19 protein-coding genes are annotated in these 16,696 nt (G+C 67.5%); 8 read left to right on the forward strand and 11 right to left on the reverse strand.

Features of this window, described 5'->3' with window-relative positions:
• From GVY39_RS11645 to GVY39_RS11655, 3 genes are all read left to right on the forward strand, one after another.
• Nucleotides 1–798: a DUF1707 domain-containing protein gene (locus GVY39_RS11645; protein WP_159923382.1), complete on the forward strand. Its 798-nt coding sequence runs from the start codon at nt 1–3 to the stop codon at nt 796–798.
• A 110-nt stretch (nt 799–908) separates the two neighbouring features.
• A complete protein-coding gene (locus GVY39_RS11650; protein ID WP_039803160.1) occupies nt 909–1,466 on the forward strand; it encodes a PadR family transcriptional regulator in 558 nt (185 codons plus the stop codon).
• Nucleotides 1,459–2,559, forward strand: a complete 1,101-nt coding sequence (locus tag GVY39_RS11655; RefSeq protein WP_159923380.1) for an inositol-3-phosphate synthase — start codon at nt 1,459–1,461, stop codon at nt 2,557–2,559. The genes GVY39_RS11650 and GVY39_RS11655 overlap by 8 nt, the downstream gene beginning before the upstream one ends.
• 62 nt (nt 2,560–2,621) lie before the next feature.
• On the opposite strand, the gene GVY39_RS11660 is transcribed toward GVY39_RS11655, so the two are convergent.
• The 8 genes from GVY39_RS11660 to GVY39_RS11695 all read right to left on the reverse strand — a co-directional run bounded on the left by GVY39_RS11660 (nt 2,622) and on the right by GVY39_RS11695 (nt 10,063).
• The gene (locus tag GVY39_RS11660; RefSeq protein ID WP_159923378.1) at nt 2,622–2,891 is read right to left on the reverse strand and encodes a type II toxin-antitoxin system RelE/ParE family toxin; all 270 of its coding nucleotides are present in this window, start codon (nt 2,889–2,891) and stop codon (nt 2,622–2,624) included.
• Nucleotides 2,888–3,145 (reverse strand): type II toxin-antitoxin system Phd/YefM family antitoxin, encoded by a 258-nt coding sequence (locus tag GVY39_RS11665; RefSeq protein ID WP_159923376.1) that lies wholly within the window; start codon nt 3,143–3,145, stop codon nt 2,888–2,890. Before GVY39_RS11665 ends, GVY39_RS11660 begins: the two co-directional genes overlap by 4 nt.
• Before the next feature lie 40 nt (nt 3,146–3,185).
• Nucleotides 3,186–3,611 carry a GyrI-like domain-containing protein gene (locus GVY39_RS11670; protein ID WP_159923374.1) on the reverse strand — a complete coding sequence of 142 codons (426 nt, stop codon included), beginning with the start codon at nt 3,609–3,611 and terminating at the stop codon, nt 3,186–3,188.
• Between the two features lie 9 nt (nt 3,612–3,620).
• Nucleotides 3,621–4,079: a GyrI-like domain-containing protein gene (locus tag GVY39_RS11675; protein WP_043734309.1), complete on the reverse strand. Its 459-nt coding sequence runs from the start codon at nt 4,077–4,079 to the stop codon at nt 3,621–3,623.
• 251 nt (nt 4,080–4,330) lie between these two features.
• Nucleotides 4,331–6,607: a transglycosylase domain-containing protein gene (locus GVY39_RS11680; protein ID WP_159923372.1), complete on the reverse strand. Its 2,277-nt coding sequence runs from the start codon at nt 6,605–6,607 to the stop codon at nt 4,331–4,333.
• Between the two features lie 186 nt (nt 6,608–6,793).
• Complete coding sequence (locus GVY39_RS11685) at nt 6,794–7,687, reverse strand: carbohydrate ABC transporter permease (RefSeq protein ID WP_236565406.1); 894 nt, start codon at nt 7,685–7,687, stop codon at nt 6,794–6,796.
• The gene (locus GVY39_RS11690; RefSeq protein WP_370523786.1) at nt 7,687–8,664 is read right to left on the reverse strand and encodes a carbohydrate ABC transporter permease; all 978 of its coding nucleotides are present in this window, start codon (nt 8,662–8,664) and stop codon (nt 7,687–7,689) included. The genes GVY39_RS11685 and GVY39_RS11690 overlap by 1 nt, the downstream gene beginning before the upstream one ends.
• Before the next feature lie 97 nt (nt 8,665–8,761).
• Nucleotides 8,762–10,063 (reverse strand): ABC transporter substrate-binding protein, encoded by a 1,302-nt coding sequence (locus GVY39_RS11695; RefSeq protein WP_159923368.1) that lies wholly within the window; start codon nt 10,061–10,063, stop codon nt 8,762–8,764.
• 121 nt (nt 10,064–10,184) lie between these two features.
• Between GVY39_RS11695 and GVY39_RS11700 the strand changes: the two genes are divergently transcribed.
• Together GVY39_RS11700 and GVY39_RS11705 are read left to right on the forward strand one after the other, a co-directional pair.
• Nucleotides 10,185–11,060: a DUF2786 domain-containing protein gene (locus tag GVY39_RS11700; RefSeq protein WP_236565405.1), complete on the forward strand. Its 876-nt coding sequence runs from the start codon at nt 10,185–10,187 to the stop codon at nt 11,058–11,060.
• Nucleotides 11,061–11,169: 109 nt separating this feature from the next.
• On the forward strand, nt 11,170–11,682 hold the full coding sequence (locus tag GVY39_RS11705) for a TIGR04338 family metallohydrolase (protein WP_159923366.1): 513 nt from the start codon (nt 11,170–11,172) through the stop codon (nt 11,680–11,682).
• A gap of 120 nt (nt 11,683–11,802) precedes the next feature.
• Here GVY39_RS11705 and GVY39_RS11710 read toward each other — a convergent pair whose 3' ends face one another.
• Nucleotides 11,803–12,786 carry an o-succinylbenzoate synthase gene (locus tag GVY39_RS11710; RefSeq protein ID WP_159923364.1) on the reverse strand — a complete coding sequence of 328 codons (984 nt, stop codon included), beginning with the start codon at nt 12,784–12,786 and terminating at the stop codon, nt 11,803–11,805.
• 104 nt (nt 12,787–12,890) lie between these two features.
• On the opposite strand from GVY39_RS11710, the gene GVY39_RS11715 reads away from it, so the two are divergent.
• Nucleotides 12,891–13,292 (forward strand): hypothetical protein, encoded by a 402-nt coding sequence (locus GVY39_RS11715; RefSeq protein WP_159923362.1) that lies wholly within the window; start codon nt 12,891–12,893, stop codon nt 13,290–13,292.
• Between the two features lie 45 nt (nt 13,293–13,337).
• Nucleotides 13,338–13,676, forward strand: a complete 339-nt coding sequence (locus tag GVY39_RS11720; protein ID WP_159923360.1) for a hypothetical protein — start codon at nt 13,338–13,340, stop codon at nt 13,674–13,676.
• A gap of 38 nt (nt 13,677–13,714) precedes the next feature.
• On the opposite strand, the gene GVY39_RS11725 is transcribed toward GVY39_RS11720, so the two are convergent.
• Nucleotides 13,715–14,884, reverse strand: coding sequence for an acetyl-CoA C-acyltransferase (locus GVY39_RS11725; RefSeq protein ID WP_159923358.1), 1,170 nt, complete (start codon nt 14,882–14,884; stop codon nt 13,715–13,717).
• 98 nt (nt 14,885–14,982) lie between these two features.
• On the opposite strand from GVY39_RS11725, the gene GVY39_RS11730 reads away from it, so the two are divergent.
• The gene (locus GVY39_RS11730; RefSeq protein ID WP_195069936.1) at nt 14,983–15,543 is read left to right on the forward strand and encodes a helix-turn-helix domain-containing protein; all 561 of its coding nucleotides are present in this window, start codon (nt 14,983–14,985) and stop codon (nt 15,541–15,543) included.
• A gap of 57 nt (nt 15,544–15,600) precedes the next feature.
• Here GVY39_RS11730 and GVY39_RS11735 read toward each other — a convergent pair whose 3' ends face one another.
• Nucleotides 15,601–16,680 (reverse strand): ABC transporter ATP-binding protein, encoded by a 1,080-nt coding sequence (locus GVY39_RS11735; protein ID WP_159923354.1) that lies wholly within the window; start codon nt 16,678–16,680, stop codon nt 15,601–15,603.
• Between the last annotated feature and the right edge of the window lie 16 nt (nt 16,681–16,696).

Below are 16,696 nucleotides of genomic sequence, written 5' to 3' on the forward strand. Positions count from 1 at the left end.
ATGGCGACAACCCGATACAGCGGCATCCGCGCCCGCGACACCGACCGCGCCGACGTGTGCGGACTGCTCGACACGGCGCTGGCCGAGGGACAGCTCACCGCCGACGAGCACGCGGCGCGGACTGCCGAGGCCATGCGCGCCAAGTCCTTCGGCGACCTCGACGCGTTGATCGGTGATCTGCAGATTCCGGACGAACTGGCGAACGCCCCGGTGGTCCGCGTGGACCGGCGTCGTCCGCGGCGCTGGATGGCGCCGGTCTCGATGATCACCGCCGCCTTGGTGGCGGGAGCGATGGTCGGGGCGATCAGCCGTTGCGGCGTCGGTCTGCCCGGGTCCTCGGAGAACGTTCCCGATCTGACCACCGGGGCCGGTCTGGCGCATTTCCTCGCGGAGTACCGAGCCGAGTTCGGCGATCTGGTCGCCGACGAGGTCACGCTGTATCCGGAGTACGCGCTGGTGGATCGGCAGACACCCGGCCGCGCCTCCGAGACCAGCGACTATCGTTACAACGGCGGCTTTCGCGCCTCGTCGACCTCCGAGCGCAAACCGGGGACTCGCACTTTCGACCTCGCCACCGTCGACGTGCCGATGATCGCCCGGCTGCTGGCGGGCGCGCCGCAGACGGTGAAGTCCCCGGACGGCGTGATCACCCACATCATCGTGGAATTCGACTCGCTCGGCACGATCGACCACGGTCCTGTGCTGAATATCTACGTCAAAGACAAAGGCGGCGTATCCGGGTACGTGGAGGTCGACTTCGCGGGCGAGCCGCTCGGAGTCTTTCCGCCCTCTCGCTGACCCGAACGGCGTCCACCCGTGGACGACGACTGTGCACAGATGTATCGCTCCGATATAGTGGGAAGTCGTATCCATCGGTTAGGTCTGAACACAGTCAGGGGGTGAAGCCCGTGCTCGAATTGGCAATCCTCGGGCTGCTCCTCGAGGCGCCCATGCACGGGTACGAGCTGCGCAAGCGGCTGACCGGCCTGCTCGGGGCGTTTCGGGCCTTCTCCTACGGATCGCTCTATCCGACGCTGCGGCGGATGCAGGCGGACGGGCTGATCGCCGAGGAGATCCCCGCGGGCGCGACGACACGCCGTGCGCGACGGGTCTACCAACTGACTCCGGCCGGGCGGGAGCGGTTCAGCGAGCTGCTCGCCGACACCGGACCGCAGAACTACACCGACGACGGCTTCGGCGTTCATCTGGCTTTCTTCAGCCGCACTCCCGCGGAAGCGCGGATGCGGATCCTGGAGGGCAGGCGGCGTCAAGTCGAGGAGCGCCGAGAGGGGCTCCGGGAGGCGATAAAGAAAGCCAGCGGGTCGCTGGATCGCTACACCCGGCAGCTTCATCAACTCGGGCTCGAATCAAGCGAGCGCGAAGTGCGCTGGCTCAACGAGTTGATTGCGGCGGAGCAATCGACGAAGGCGGCACCACAGAAAGAGGGAAATATCGGCCATGAGTGACATCGAGAAGGCTGACAACGCCACAGAGGTTCGCGTCGCCATCGTAGGTGTGGGTAACTGCGCCTCTTCGCTGGTCCAGGGCGTGCAGTACTACCGGGACGCGGACGAGTCCGCGACCGTTCCCGGCCTGATGCACGTGAAGTTCGGGCCCTACCACGTCCGCGACGTCAAGTTCGTCGCCGCGTTCGACGTGGACGCGAAGAAGGTCGGCTTCGACCTGGCCGAGGCGATCTTCGCCAGCGAGAACAACACGATCAAGATCTCCGACGTGCCGCCCAGCGACGTCGTCGTGCAGCGCGGTCCGACCCTCGACGGCATCGGCAAGTACTACGCGGAGACCATCGAGCTGTCGGAGGCCGAGCCGGTCGACGTGGTGCGGGTGCTGAAGGACAACAACGTCGACGTGCTGGTGTCCTACCTGCCGGTGGGTTCGGAGGAGGCCGACAAGTTCTACGCGCAGTGCGCCATCGACGCGGGCGTCGCGTTCGTCAACGCGCTGCCGGTGTTCATCGCCTCCGACCCGGTCTGGGCGCAGAAGTTCACCGATGCCGGTGTGCCGATCGTCGGTGACGACATCAAGAGTCAGGTCGGCGCGACCATCACCCACCGCGTGATGGCCAAGTTGTTCGAGGATCGCGGTGTGCAGCTCGACCGCACCATGCAGCTCAACGTCGGCGGCAACATGGACTTCAAGAACATGCTCGAGCGTGAGCGCTTGGAGTCGAAGAAGATCTCCAAGACTCAGGCCGTCACCAGCAACCTGAAGAAGGAACTCGGCGCCAACGACGTGCACATCGGCCCGTCCGACCACGTCGGCTGGCTCGACGACCGCAAGTGGGCATACGTCCGCCTCGAGGGCCGCGCCTTCGGCGACGTGCCGCTGAACCTGGAGTACAAGCTCGAGGTGTGGGACTCGCCCAACTCCGCTGGCATCATCATCGACGCCGTGCGCGCGGCGAAGATCGCCAAGGACCGCGGCATCGGCGGACCGGTCATCCCGGCCTCGGCCTACCTGATGAAGTCCCCGCCCCAGCAGCTCGCCGACGACGTCGCGCGCACCCAACTGGAAGCGTTCATCATCGGCGCGGAATAAGCACCGCACCAGGGCACGAGGTCGGCCGAAGGCGAAATGCTCTCGGCCGACCTCCCCTCGATCTACAGGCCGCGGTAGACGTCTTTTCGCCAGCCGACCTTCACCACGAGGATCACGAGCACGCCGTTGTCCACCCGGTAGGCGACCCGATATCTGCCGACCCGCAGGCGGAACAGGTCATCGTGGCCCGACAACTTCTTCACGTCCAGCCCGGGAGCGTAGGGGTCATCGCCCAGTGCTGTGAGCGCGGTCAGGATCCGCATCGCGTCCGGACGCTCGATGGCGCGGAGTTCTCGGCGCGCGGACTCCAGGAAGCGGAAGCGGTACTTCACCTCGGGTCGTCCTCGAAGAGCTCGGCCAGCACCTCCGCCATGGTGAAGGTCCGCTCGTCGGCCGCGAGCCTGACCTCGGCTTCACGCGCGAGAAGTTCGTCCTCGGCCGCATCGAACGCCTCGACCATGGACAACGGCACCAGCGCCGCGGCGGGCGCGCCGTCTCGCAAGATGATCACCTGCTCGCCGGATTCGGCTTCACGGATGTGAGCGGCGAGGTTGGCGCGCAGCTCCCGGATACTGATCTCCGACATACCTGAAGTGTACACGTGATCGTGTACACATCAGTGTGCGTCAGTCCAGCGAGACGTAGACCTCCACCGAGGCGGGGCCTGTGTAGCGCTCGACCTCGGCGGTGTGCGAGCGGGTGATGGTTCCCGCGTTCTCGGCCTTCGCCACCTGCGCCCAGGCGGTGCGCAGCAGGTCGTAGGGCTTGTCGGCGACGACGAACTTGGCGTAGCGGCCCTGCGGGATGATGGTGAGCACGTCGCCGTCGTCCAGCTCCTCCATCGAGCCGATCTCGTAGCCGAGTACCGCGACGGCGTGATCGTTCTGGCCGATGTAGGCGGCCACCCGCGGCACGTTCTTCTCCCGTGCCAGATACCGATCCCAGGTGAAGTTCACCAGGTCGAGGTCACGCGCGGTCACCTCACGGCCTGCCAACGGCACGGTCAGGCCCGCGACCATGCTCTGCGGCAATGTGACGATCTCGAAGTCCACTGTCTGTTCCTACCCGTTGCCCTGATCGTCTGCCAATGCCACGAAGACTTCCACCGTCCGTGCGTCGGGATAGTGTTCCCAGTCGCCGGTGTAGGCGCGCACGAGCCGCCCCGCGGCCTCCGCGTCCCACACCGCTCGCCAGATGCTCACGATGGTGTCGCCGAGATTGTCGCCGCTGGCGATGAACCGGGCGAAGCGCCCGGCGGGCACCCGGGCGAGCACGTCGCCGGGCAGCAGGTCGGCCAGGCTGTGGCAGCGGTAGCCGACGATATGGGTCAGGTACGAATTGATCTCCGGCGCGTGGTCGACATACGCCGTGGTCGGCGGTCCGGGCAGCTTGCGGGCCAGGTTGCGCTTCCACGCCTCTTCGACTTTCGCGCGGCGCGGCCCCTCGACCGCGAGCGCGGGGCTGCGAAGCACTGTTCCCGCCACCAGCGTCTCGGGTTGGTCAACGACATTGAAATCCACCGGCGTAGCCCCTATGTCTCGTCTGTCTTCAATCGGCGTCGCTCCCGGTGCCCTCCATGGTGACGCAGGCTACCGCCTCCGGGCCCGTCGCTCGCGCCGCGCTGTCGTCGCTCGAGCGCATATCCTTCCGCATCGTTTGCGCGGTTTCGGCGTCGGCCCGTGCCGACACACTCGCTGTTCGCTCTCACTCTGGCAAACGATGCTGCCACGTCATGCGTTCCACCGGGCGACGGAAGGTCACAGCATTGTCGCTATCCAGGAACCGGAATGCTCAGTCCCGGAAAAATCTCCACCTCTCTAGGCGGTTGCGCGCTGGGCGGGATGTCGACTCCGGGCTCACGCTGCGGTGACCGCTGCGGAGGATTGAGGATGTCGTAGGGCCCGCCGGAAGGCGTCTTGCTCTGATTCGGCCGGGCCGGGGCCTGCGTCCCAGCGAATTGTTCGATGGGTGTGCCGTCGAGTGCGTCGTCCATGACCTGCTTCCAGATGTCGGCGGGCAGGCCGGAGCCGTAGATGTCGGCGCCGCGTGCGGTGCGGATCGGTTGCGAGCGCTCGGTTCCGATCCACACCGCCGTGGACAGCGACGGGGTGAAACCGATCATCCACGCGTCTTTGTTCAGGTCGCTCTCGCCGAGCTGCGTGGTACCGGTCTTGGCGGCCGAGGGCCGGTTGTTCTTCAGCGCGTGCCCGTTGGAGTACGCCGCGATCGGGAGCATCGCCTCGACGGTTTTCTCCGCGATCGTCCGGGGGATGCGCTGTTCGCCGCCGGGAAGCTGCTCGCCGACGTGTTGATCACCGCGATCCAGGAGCACTCGTCCGTCGCCGGTCACCACCCGCTGCACGAAATAGGGGCGGTGGTACACACCTGAGGCGCCGATCGTGGCGTAGGCCGAGGCCATGTCGATGGGCCGGACCAGATACTGCCCGAGGACGATCCCGTTCAGCGGTTTCCCGCCGTCCTCGGTAAGCGTCTTACCAGGCACGCCCGGCAGTTCTTCCGGGATACCGGCCGCGTGCGCCGCGTCCGCGATGGCCTGCGGCCCGTCGAACATCGTCATGGTCAACCGGTAGAAGCTGGTGTTCAGCGACCGCTTCAGCGCCTCGGCCATGGTGCATTTGCCGCAGGATTCGCCGTCCACGTTGGTGATCCGGGTACCGCGGTCGCTCACCGGCGAGCTGTCGAGTACACGCGACAGCGGAATGCTCTGCTGCTGCGCGGCGATCGCCGCGAAGACCTTGAACGCCGAGCCGGTCTGCAACGGCGCCTGGGCGAAGTCGAAGCCGATGCCGTCGTAGCCGCCGAAGTAGGCGCGCACCGCACCGGAGCGCGGATCGATCGACACCACCGCGGCGCGCAATTCCGGTGGCTGCGGACCGAGCCGGTCGCGCACCGCGCCCAGGACCGCCTGCTGAACCTTCGCGTCGATGGTGGTGGTGATGTGTAAAGCGCCCTTGTTCAACTCGCGTTCGCTGATGCCCGAGTCGCGCAGCTCGCGCACCACCTGGTTGCGGATCAGGCCCTCCGGTCCGCGGGCCACGTCGTCGTCCGGGATCTGCGTCAGCGGGATGATCGGCGGAAAGGTGGTCGCGTCTCGATCACCCGGCGCGAGCACGTCCATCTCCACCATCCCGTCGAGCACGTACCGCCAGCGCTCCTTCAACTGCGGGAGATGGGTTTCCGGGTCCAGGATCGAGGGCGTACGGATCAGCGCCGCGAGCACCGCGCCGTCGGCGAGGGTCAGCTGGTTCACCTGTTTGTCGAAGTAGACCTTGGCCGCCGCGGCGATGCCGTAGGCCCCCCGGCCGTAGTAGATGGTGTTGAGGTAGGCGGCGAGGATGTCGTCTTTGCTCCACTGCCGCGCCATCTTCGCCGCGATGATCAGCTCGCGCATCTTGCGTGTGACCGTGCGCTCCGAGCCGAGGAACGCGTTCTTCACGTACTGCTGGGTGATCGTGGAGCCGCCGCCCGCGTTGTCCTTGCCGAGCAGATTGTCTCGCACGGCGCGCAGAAAACCGGAAGTCGAATAACCGGGATTGGTGTAGAAATTGCGGTCCTCCGCGGACAGCACCGCGTCGCGCACGGGCTGCGGCACGTCGGACAACGGGACCGGTGTCCGGTTCCCGTCCGGCGGCACGATTTTCGCGATCACCGTGCTGCCGTCGGCGGCGAAGATGGTCGCGGTCTGATTCGTCTGTACCGCATCGGGATCGGGGATCTCCGCGCTCCAGTACGCCAGGACCGACAGCAGTGCGGGCAGCACCCCGAAGATGATGAACAAAGCGAGCAGCAGGCGGCGCACACGTTCGGCCCTGCTGCGCGGCGGCCGATTCGGCGGCGCCGCCGGGCGCGCGGTGGGCGCGTTCGCCTTCCGGCGGGCCGCCATGCGTTCGCGCCGAGTCCGCGCGGTCGGTCTCGCCGCATTCGGCCGCTCGGTCCAGCCGGCGATCGAGGCATACGGTGCGGTAGGGGGTGTCCCCTTGGCGCCGCGTCTACGTTCTCGCGGTTTGCGGAACGAGCTCACGATCATCTCCTCCCGGAGCGTCGGACGAACTCACCTGCACGAACGAACGGAAAAGAGCATCGAGAAGGGAAGTTTACCCCGTTCATCACAAGCGGACTTTCCACTTTCCGGGCTGTTGACACGCCCCGAGAACAGTCGTTGCGCGCCGACACTCACTCGCGTCGAACCCGCCGCGCCCGCGCGGCCGAAAACTCAGCTCTTGACGCCGCCCGCGGTGAGCCCCGAGATGATCCGGCGCTGGAAGAGCAGCACCATGATGACCAGCGGGATGGTGACCATGGTGCCCGCCGCCATGATCGCGGCGTACGGCTGCACCAGCGGATTGTTGCCGGAGAAGCGGGCGATCGCGACGGTGACCGGTTCGGTCTTGTCGCTGGAAAGCAGACGTGCCAGCAGGTATTCGTTGACCGCCGCGATGAACGCGAGGATCGCGGTGGTGAATACGGCGGGGGCGGCCAAAGGCAGCATGACCAGACGGAACGCCTGCATCTTGGTGGCGCCGTCGATTCGCGCGGCTTCTTCGAGTTCCCACGGCAGTTCGGCGAAGAAGGAGGCGAGGATGTAGACCGTCATCGGCAGCACGAACGAGATGTTCGGAATGATCATCGCCTGGTACTCGCCGATCCAGCCGAGACTGGTGAAGAGCTGGAACAGCGGGGTCACCAGCACGACGACCGGGAACATCGAGGCGCTGAGGATCAGTCCGGACACCACGTACTTGCCGCGGAAGGTGAGGCGGGCCAGCGCGTAGGCGGCGAACACGCCGATCACCAGCGCGATCACCGTGGTGATCGAGCCGAGGATCATGCTGTTGACCAGCGCCTTGCCGAAGTTGTTGCCGCGACTGGTGTCGAACGCGTTGCGGAAGTTCTCCAACGTGATGTGCGTCGGCCATGGGGTGTTGTCGAAGGTGTAGTCGGGGTCGCGGAAGGCGGTCACCGCCATCCAGTAGAACGGCGCGAGCCCCCAGACGAGCACGATCAGCGCGCCGAGATACAGCCGCACCGAGCCGAAGCGCTGGGTCCATGAAACCGGCTGCGCGGCGGGCTTGTCGGTCACGGGCTTCTCCGCCGTCTGCACGGACATCAGTGCGCCTCCCGCTGTTCTTCCTGGGTGCGAACCGCGTTGGCGCCCAGAATCTTCACCAGCACGAACGCCACGGCGAAAATCAAAAGGAAGGTGATCGTCGACAACGCGGCCGCGCTGTTGGGGCCTTGCCGGACCTGATCGACCACAAGAATCGACACCGTGCGGGTGGACGGGTTGCCCAGCGTCATGATCGCGGGCAGGTCGTACATCCGCAGCGCGTCCATGGTCCGGAACAGCACCGCGACCAGCAGCGCGGGCTTCAGCAGCGGCAGCGTGATCTGGGTGAACCGCTGCCAGGCCGACGCGCCGTCGACGCGAGCCGCCTCGTACACGTCGGCCGGGATCACTTGCAGACCGGCCAGCAGCAACAACGCCATGAACGGCGTGGTCTTCCATACGTCGGCCGCGATCACCGCGAATCGGGCCGGCCACGCGTCGGAGGTCCACAGGATGTGCGTGCCGAGCACGCGGTTCACCACGCCGTCGTACTGGAACATGAACTCCCACAACCGCGCGGTGACGGCGGTCGGGATGGCCCACGGGATCAGCACGGCGGCGCGCAGCAGCGCCCTGCCGCGGAAGGTCTTGCCCATCACCATGGCCATGCCCAGGCCCAGTGTCGCTTCCAGTGCGACGGTCACGACCGTGAAGAACAGCGTGATCCCGATGGCCATCCAGAATTGCGAGCCGAGGTTGCCGGTCGGGCACGGCACGGTCCCGCCCGTGACGACCTGGCACTGTTGCAGCAGCCAGTGCGTGTAGTTGGAGAACCCGGCGTTGCCGCCTTCGACGAACATGCCGGTCGCGGGGTCGAGCCCGGCGTCCTTCTGGAAGGACATCCACAGCGCCCGGAACACGGGATATCCGATGACGACCGCCAGCGCGATCAGCACGGGCGTGACGAAGAGCCAGGCTTTCCCGGAACGCCGCAACTCCGAGGCTATCGTCGCGGCTCGGCCACGCTCGGCCGGAATGAACTCGTCTTTCGGCACGCTGGCCGCCGTTCCCGAAGGATCCGACACCGTTCTCTCTCCTGCGGGTTCGTTCGTCGGGTCCGTTGTGCTCAACGGCTCACGATCCGGCGGTCTCGATGCCCTTTTGCATACCCGTGATCGCGTCGTCGACGGACTTGGTTCCGTTCAACGCAGCATAAGCGTTGTCCTGGATGGCCTTGGACACCGCGGGATAGAACGGGGTGACCGGGCGCGGCACCGCGCTGGCGATGGAGTCCTTGAGCGCGGGCAGGTACGGCATCTTCGCGATCAGCGCCGGATCGTCGTACATGGACGCGCGCACCGAGGGCAGCGCGCCGGAGGCGACGATGTGCTGGGCGTCCTCGCTGATCAGGAAGCGCAGGAAGTCCAGCGCGGTGGCCTTGTTCTTGGAGTACGCGCTGATCCCCGCGTTGTAGCCGCCGAGGGTGGAGGCGCCGACGCCGTTCTCGCCGGGCAGCGGAGCGACCGCGAACTTGTCCTTCACGGCGGAGGCCTCGCCGCCGACGTCACCGAAGGTGGACGGCCACGAGCGCAGGAACAGTAGCTTGCCCTGCGCGAAGGCGTTGCTGGATTCCGGCTCCTTGAACGTGATGGCCTCTTTGGGGATGTCGCCGTTGTTGTACGCGTCGACCAGGACCTTCAGTCCGGCGCGGGACTGCGGGCTGTTCACCGTGGGGGTCTTGCCGTCGGCGCCGACGAAGCTGCCGCCGTAGGCGTTGATGACCTCGGCCGCGTTCACGGTCAGGCCCTCGTAGGGTGCGAACTGGCCCGCGTAGCACCCGATGTTCTGCTGGCGCGCGATGGGGCACTGGGCCAGCAGTTCGTTCCAGGTCTTGGGCGGGTTCGGCACCAGGTCCTTGCGGTAGAACAGCAGGCCGCCGTTGGTGTTGCGCGGCGCGGCGTAGAGCGTGTTGTTGTAGGTGGCGCTGGCGACCGGCGGGGACAGCAGCGCGCTGGTGTCGATGGCGAAGGAGTCCTTCAGCGGCTGGAGCCAGCCCTTGGCGGCGAACTCGGCGGTCCACGGCACGTCCAGGGCGACCACGTCGTAGTTGGACTGCTTGGAGCGCATGTGCTCGACCAGGTCGTCGTACTGCTGTGAGGCGTCGTTCGACTGCTCCTTGAACGTCACCGGCTCGTCCGGGTGCGCGGCGTTCCAGCGCTCGATCAGCTGCTTGACCGCGCCGGTCTCGGTGGTGTCCTTGCCCTCGACGTAGGTGATCGGGCCGCGCCCGGTCAGGTTCTGGCTGGTCGGGCTGCCGCCGCTGTCGCTGGAGCAGGCACTGGTGAACGTCGCGGTCAGCAGCCCGACCGATGCGACCGCGACCGCGGCCCGTGGCACGAGCGACGAACGTAGAGACGACACCTTCTTCACAGCCATCGCAAACACTCCAGAATCATTCGTGAGCGGCAGCACACCCTGCCGGTGCACAAGGCAAGATACATGGTGTCGATACGGCGTGCGGGAGAGTGGCGGGAAGTGCTCGCTACGCTTGGCCGTGATGACTTCGCCGAACGCGGTACCCGACCGGATGCTCACACGCATCGGCGGGCTGCTGCGCAAGGCCGAGTCCACCGACAACGAGCACGAGGCCGAAGCGTTCCTCGCCGCGGCTCAGCGACTGGCCACGAAGTCGTCCATCGACCTCGCGGTGGCGCGGGCGCATTTCGTGGGACGCGAGCGCAGGCCCACCCCGGTGCAGCGGATCATCCCGATCGGCGAGCCGGGCAAGCGCGGCTTGCGCACCTACGTGCAGTTGTTCGTCGCGATCGCGGCGGCCAACGACGTGCGTTGTGATGTCGCCAGGACTTCGACGCAGGTCTACGCCTATGGATTCGACTCCGACATCGATACTTGCGAGGCGCTCTACGCCAGTCTGCTCGTGCAGATGGTGCGCGCGTCCGACCAGTACATCAAGTCCGGCGCCTACCGATCGGCCACCGTCGAGAAGATCGTGGTGGAGAAGCGGTGGGGTCGCCAGGTCCGGCGCCGGGTGCAGGCGCCGGTCGCGGGCGTGACGGCGCGGCTGAACTTCCAGATGGCGTTCGCGGCGCGGATCGGGCGGCGGCTGGCCGAGGTGAAGGCGGAGGTCGAAAAGGCGGAGCTCGAAAAGGCGGGGGTCGAAGCGGAGGTATTGCCGGGCGACACCGAAGTGGTCGGCACCGCGCTCGCGTTGCGCGACAAAGAGATCGAGCTCACAGATTTCTACGCCCGGACGTCGGAGGCGCGCGGCACCTGGCGCGGGCCGCAGACGTCGGCGGGACATTCGGCGGCGGCGCGGGCGGCGGGGGATCGCGCGGGCCGGGCCGCCCGAATCGGGACCCCGCCCGAGCTTCCGGCCGCCCGTAGGAAGTTGACCTCCTCCGAGGGCGGTTGACCAGCGTGGATATCACGAGCTGGACTGGGCGATCGGGTGGCCCGCACGCGGCGCGGTCGGCGCAGCTCGGCAACCGGCTGATGCTCGCCGCGAGAGCGGCGTCGCGGCGATGACCGTGCGCGACAGCCAGCGCGCCAAAGTCTACGACGCCGAGCAGCTGGTCCGCGGGGTGTTCGATCGGGCAGACGAGCACGGTGTGCGCACCGTCGAGCTCTACGGCTCGCAGCTCACCTTGCCGATCGAGCGCCGTTTCGCGTCGGTGGAATCCGTGCAGAGCTATACCGACAAGGTGCTGGCGCTCAATTGGGTGCGGGCGCGCTGGGAACGGGCCGCGGTGGCCGTGCGCGTCCGCTCGCGTGCGGGGAGCACCGCTGCGCACTACGAGGCGGCCGAGGGCGTCCTCGCGGTTCCGCTGCACACCGGCGGCACCGCCTGGGCGCTGCGGGAATTGGTCATCCTGCACGAACTGGCGCACCACCTGGAATCGGTCCCCGGGTCGGCGGCCGCGCACGGCCCCGAATTCTGCGACCGATACGTGGAACTGGTGGACGGCGTCGTCGGCCCGGAGGCGGCGTTGCTCTTGCGGACGACGATGCTCGGCTGCGGCGTCCGAATCGGGTGAGCGACCGCCGGTGCATCGCCGAGTCTCGGACCGATGGTGTGTGGCGCGACGCGCTGACCGGAACGACGACCGGCGTCACAGGCCGGCGTGTGTTGCCGTTGGTGGGCGATTCTCGCGCTGTCAGGGAGGCGGGGCCGGTGCGACCAAGGCGGTGACGCGGGCCAACCGCTCCCGCCACCACGCCGTGCGCGCGGGGTCGGGATGACGGTGATGTTCCATCAGTTCGGGGTCAGGCTGGGGCGGGGTGCGCAGGACCGGGAGATAACCGTCCGAGGGGCGCAGCAATCCCGGCGTCACGTCACCGGTGAGCAGACTCGAAGTCCCCAGACCGCAGGCGAAATCGAGTTCGGGAAGCGCGCCGGCCAGCGCCAGTTGCGCGGCGAGGCCGACGCTGGTCTCCAAGGCGGAGGAGACCACGCAGGGCAGTCCCGCCGCCTCCGCCACCTGGAGGGCGCGGCGGACGCCGCCCAGCGGCGTGCACTTGAGGACGGCGATGTCCGCAGCCCCGGCGACCGCGACCCGCAGCGGGTCTTCGGCGCGGCGGATGGATTCGTCGGCGGCTATGCGGACGTCGACGCGGCGGCGCACCGCGGCGAGTTCCTCGATGGTCCGGCACGGCTGTTCGACGTACTCCAGCCCGCCCGCGGCCTTATCGATCCGCTGGATGTGGCGCACGGCGGTGTCGACATCCCAGACCGCGTTGGCGTCGACCCGGATGGCGCCGCCGGAGCCGAGCGCGTCGCGCACCGCCTCCACCCGGGCCAGATCCTCCGTGAGCGATTCGGGGTGGTCGGCGACCTTCACCTTGGCGGTGCGGCAGCCGGAGCGGGCCACGATCGCGTGCGCCTGCTCCGCGTCCACGGCAGGCACGGTGCAGTTGATCGGGATCCGATCCCGCACCGGCTCGGGCCAGCCTGTCGTCACCTGCTCCAAGGCGGTGGACAACCAGGCGGCGGCCTCCCGATCGCCGTATTCGGGAAACGGGCAGAATTCACCCCACCCGAGCGGTCCCCGGATCAGCATTCCCTCGCGCACCGTGATGCCACGGAAACGGGTGCGCATCGGAATGGCGTAGACGATGTTCTGCGCTGCGGAGTCGCTCATCGCCACCCAGCCTATTCGGCCGCTGCCGCGGATCGGGGATTGCGCATGCGGACTCGAGTACTTTCCCGCAGGCGCCATCGCGTGCTGAGCGGGATCGTCAGAGCATGATTCAGACCGGTACCCCGCAGCCCTGGCCGCCGCAGCACGGCATGCCCGCGCACCCCGGCGCGCGGCAGCCGGCGCGGACCTGGGATGTCGTGCTCGCGGTCTCGCTGTACTGCGTCGCGGCGGCGCTCGGCCTGGCCGCCGCCTACTTCACCGTCTTCTTCGCCTTCGCCACCGATCCGTGCGGTCCGGACAACTGTCGCACCGACTACCTCGGCTGGGCGTTCGCGGTGTCCTGGGGCGGCACCGCGTTCGCGATTGTCGGCGTGACCGCGATGCTCATCGTGGCCGCGGTCAAGCGCTGGTACATGTGGTATTGGCCGATGCTCGCGATGGCGCTGATCGTCGCCTCGTTCTGCGGTGGCCTGGCGCTGGCGTCCCAGGTGCACACGGGACACTGAGCCTGTCGAGATGCCATGCGGGCGAAGGCCCGTCATGCTGAAGGTATGGCGCGGCAGTTCCGGCGGCGAATGACCGATGCCCTGCGCGTGGCGCTGGGTTGGGTGATCGTCTTCGGACTCGCCTGGCTGATCGCGTCTTTCGTTCCGCTCTACGATGTGCTCGCACGCGACGGCCGCGACGGCCGCGGCGTCGGGTATCTGCCCTGGGCGCAGGTCCTCGCCTGGGCAGGCATAGCGGCATCGGTTCTCGCGGCGGTCGTCTCGGCGCTGGAGAAAGTGCGCCACGGCAGGCCCATCGCCTGGACCCCGCTCATCGCCGTACCGCTGATCCTCGAATCCTGGCTGCTCGGCTTCCTGATCGCCATAGTGCTCGTATCGATTTGAGCGTGGTACCCGTCCCGGGACGGGTACCACGCGACCACTCAGATTCGTTCGATGATGGTGGCGTTCGCCAGACCGCCTGCCTCGCACATGGTTTGCAGGCCGTAGCGGGCGCCGCGGTCCTGCATGGCGTGCACCAGGGTGGTCATCAGGCGGGCGCCGGACGCTCCGAGCGGGTGTCCGATGGCGATCGCGCCGCCGTTGACGTTGACTTTCGCCAGGTCTGCGCCGGTGTCGTGCGCCCAGGCCAGCACTACCGGGGAGAAAGCTTCATTGATCTCGAACAGGTCGATGTCGGACAGTCGCAGACCGGCGCGTCGCAACACTTTCTCGGTCGCCGGGATCACCGCGGTGAGCATGAACAGCGGGTCGTCACCGGCCACCGCGAAGCTGTGCAGCCGGGCGAGCGGCTTCAGCCCGAGTTGCTCGGCGCGCTCGCTGGTCATGATGAGCACCGCCGCGCTGCCGTCGCTGACCTGACTGGCGGAGGCGGCCGTGATCTCCCAGCCGATCTGCGGGAAGCGGGCGGCCATGGCCGGGTCGTAATACGCCGGGCGGAGTGCGGCCAGCGTCTCCAAGGTGCTGCCGACCCGGATGCCCTCGTCGGTGGCGAGTCCGTTGATCGGCGCGAGTTCTTTGGCGAACAGCCCGTTCTTGGTGGCCAGCGCCGCCTTCTCGTGGCTGGCGAGCGCGAACTCGTCCAGTTGGCCGCGGGTCAGGCCCCACTTGGCGGCGATCAGCTCGGCGCTGATGCCCTGCGACACCAGGCCCTCCGGGTATCGCTCGGCGAAACCGACCCCGGAGATGTCCTGCGCGCCGACCAGGTTGGCGCCCATGGGAATCCGGCCCATCGACTCCACGCCCGCCGCGACCACGATGTCGTAAGCGCCCGCGATCACGCCTTGCGCGGCGAAGTGGATCGCCTGCTGGCTGCTGCCGCACTGCCGGTCGACCGTGGTCGCCGGGACGGATTCGGGATAGCCGGCGGCCAGCGCGGCCCGCCTGGTCATATTCGCGCCCTGCTCACCGAACTGTGTGACCACGCCGCCGATCACGTCGTCGATGAGTGCGGGATCGATGCCGCTGCGGTCCACCACCTCGCGCAGGCTGTGGGCCAGCAGATCCACCGCGTTGACGTTGTGCAGTGCGCCGTTCGGCTTGCCTTTGCCGATCGGGGTGCGTACCGCCTCGACAATCACCGCGTCTCTCATGGTGCTTCCTTCCGGAGGAGAGCCCGGCCACCATGCCTGGCTCTATCAACACATAGTCAGAGTACACCTGGCAATAGTTGAAGCAAGTCAGCTCGGTTATGATGTTCGTCATGGCAGCAGTGATGGAAGGACCGTTGGCCGATCTGAGTTCGTGGAAAGCCGAGGAATGCTCGATCGCCAAAGCGCTCGACATCGTCGGCACCCGTTCGGCGGTGCTAATCCTGCGCGAGGCGTACTACGGGACCCGGCGGTTCGACGGTTTCGCCAGCCGGGTCGGAATCACGGACGCGGCCGCCGCCGCCCAGTTGCGCAACCTCACCGAGGCGGGTGTGCTGGCGAAACAGCCGTACCAAGAGGAAGGCAAGCGCACTAGGCACGAATACGTGCTCACCCGGATGGGACGGGATCTGCTACCCGCCGTGCTCGCGCTCATGCAGTGGGGCGATGCCTACTTGCAGCCGGGGCCGGCGCCGCTGCTCTTGGTCGAGGAGGCGACCGGCGCTCCGGTGCGGGTTCAGGTGCGCAGTGAATCCGGCCGCGAACTCGAACTCGAGGAACTGGGCGTGCGGCTCAACCAGGAGTACGTCCAGCAGTCGCGCGAACGTCGCTCGGGCGATGCCGAAGCGGAGAAAGGCCGCCGAACGGACGCGACGCCCTGATCGCCGCGGGCCCGCTCACCGCGCTTCGGCTGAGGAGCGGGCCTCTCGGCGGCGTGCTCAGTTGAGCCGGCGCCCGTCGGTGTCGAAGAAGTAGATGTGCTCCGGGTCGGTGGACAGCCGCAGCCGGGCGCCCTTCGCGGGCGGATTGCGCCAATCCGCGCGCGCCACAATGGTTTCCCCGCCGCCGGAGCCGCCATCGGCGATGGTGCGGCCGTAGATGTAGGCGTCGGATCCGAGTTCCTCCACCACGTCGACCTCCATCTCGATGCCGGAGCCGTCGCCCAGCTCGAAGTGCTCCGGCCGGATACCGACCGTCACGGTGGCTCCGGCCTCGTCCGCGACCGATCGCGGCAGCGCGAGCGCGTGCCCGCCCAGCTCGACCCGGCCGTCGGCGACCGGGAGCGTGAACAGGTTCATGGCCGGTGAGCCCATGAATCCCGCGACGAACACGTTGGCCGGATCGCGGTAGAGGTCGCGCGGCGTGGCGCACTGCTGCAACAGGCCGTCCTTCAGTACGGCTACCCGGTCGCCCATCGTCATGGCCTCGACCTGGTCGTGGGTGACGTACACCGTGGTGGTGGCGAGCCTGCGCTGCAACTGGGCGATCTGGGTGCGGGTTTGCACGCGCAGCTTGGCGTCCAGGTTGGACAGCGGCTCGTCCATCAGGAACACCTGCGGCTGGCGCACGATCGCGCGGCCCATCGCGACCCGCTGTCGCTGGCCGCCGGACAGAGCCTTCGGCTTGCGATCCAGGTAGGGCTCCAGATCGAGCAGCTTGGCCGCCTCCAGGACCCTCTTCTGCTTCTCCGCCTTGGCGACCTTGGCCAGCTTCAACGCGAATCCCATGTTCTCCGCGACGGTCATGTGCGGGTAGAGCGCGTAGTTCTGGAACACCATGGCGATGTCGCGCTCCTTCGGCTCGGCGTGCGTCACGTCCTTGTCGCCGATCAGGATGCGGCCGCCGTTGACGTCCTCCAGTCCGGCGAGCATGCGCAGCGAAGTCGACTTCCCGCAGCCGGAGGGACCGACCAGAACGAGGAACTCACCGTCCTCGATCTCCAGGTTCAACCGATCCACCGCGGGTTTGGCGGAACTCGGGTAGAGCCGCGTCGCGTTCTCGAAGGTCACAGTGGCCATGACGAATTCACATCCC

The organism is Nocardia sp. CY15 (assembly GCF_009829295.1).
Classification (GTDB): Bacteria; Actinomycetota; Actinomycetes; order Mycobacteriales; family Mycobacteriaceae; genus Nocardia; species Nocardia sputi.

Excerpts from the sequence above, each read along its gene's own strand:
- GVY39_RS11645 (WP_159923382.1), top strand. The coding sequence starts at position 1 with ATGGCGACAACCCGATACAGCGGCATCCGCGCCCGCGACACCGACCGC.
- GVY39_RS11655 (WP_159923380.1), top strand. The coding sequence starts at position 1,459 with ATGAGTGACATCGAGAAGGCTGACAACGCCACAGAGGTTCGCGTCGCC.
- GVY39_RS11665 (WP_159923376.1), bottom strand. The coding sequence starts at position 3,145 with ATGTCGGAGATCAGTATCCGGGAGCTGCGCGCCAACCTCGCCGCTCAC.
- GVY39_RS11680 (WP_159923372.1), bottom strand. The coding sequence starts at position 6,607 with ATGATCGTGAGCTCGTTCCGCAAACCGCGAGAACGTAGACGCGGCGCC.
- GVY39_RS11685 (WP_236565406.1), bottom strand. The coding sequence starts at position 7,687 with ATGTCCGTGCAGACGGCGGAGAAGCCCGTGACCGACAAGCCCGCCGCG.
- GVY39_RS11695 (WP_159923368.1), bottom strand. The coding sequence starts at position 10,063 with ATGGCTGTGAAGAAGGTGTCGTCTCTACGTTCGTCGCTCGTGCCACGG.
- GVY39_RS11700 (WP_236565405.1), top strand. The coding sequence starts at position 10,185 with ATGACTTCGCCGAACGCGGTACCCGACCGGATGCTCACACGCATCGGC.
- GVY39_RS11705 (WP_159923366.1), top strand. The coding sequence starts at position 11,170 with ATGACCGTGCGCGACAGCCAGCGCGCCAAAGTCTACGACGCCGAGCAG.
- GVY39_RS11710 (WP_159923364.1), bottom strand. The coding sequence starts at position 12,786 with ATGAGCGACTCCGCAGCGCAGAACATCGTCTACGCCATTCCGATGCGC.
- GVY39_RS11715 (WP_159923362.1), top strand. The coding sequence starts at position 12,891 with ATGATTCAGACCGGTACCCCGCAGCCCTGGCCGCCGCAGCACGGCATG.
- GVY39_RS11720 (WP_159923360.1), top strand. The coding sequence starts at position 13,338 with ATGGCGCGGCAGTTCCGGCGGCGAATGACCGATGCCCTGCGCGTGGCG.
- GVY39_RS11725 (WP_159923358.1), bottom strand. The coding sequence starts at position 14,884 with ATGAGAGACGCGGTGATTGTCGAGGCGGTACGCACCCCGATCGGCAAA.
- GVY39_RS11730 (WP_195069936.1), top strand. The coding sequence starts at position 14,983 with ATGATGTTCGTCATGGCAGCAGTGATGGAAGGACCGTTGGCCGATCTG.
- GVY39_RS11735 (WP_159923354.1), bottom strand. The coding sequence starts at position 16,680 with ATGGCCACTGTGACCTTCGAGAACGCGACGCGGCTCTACCCGAGTTCC.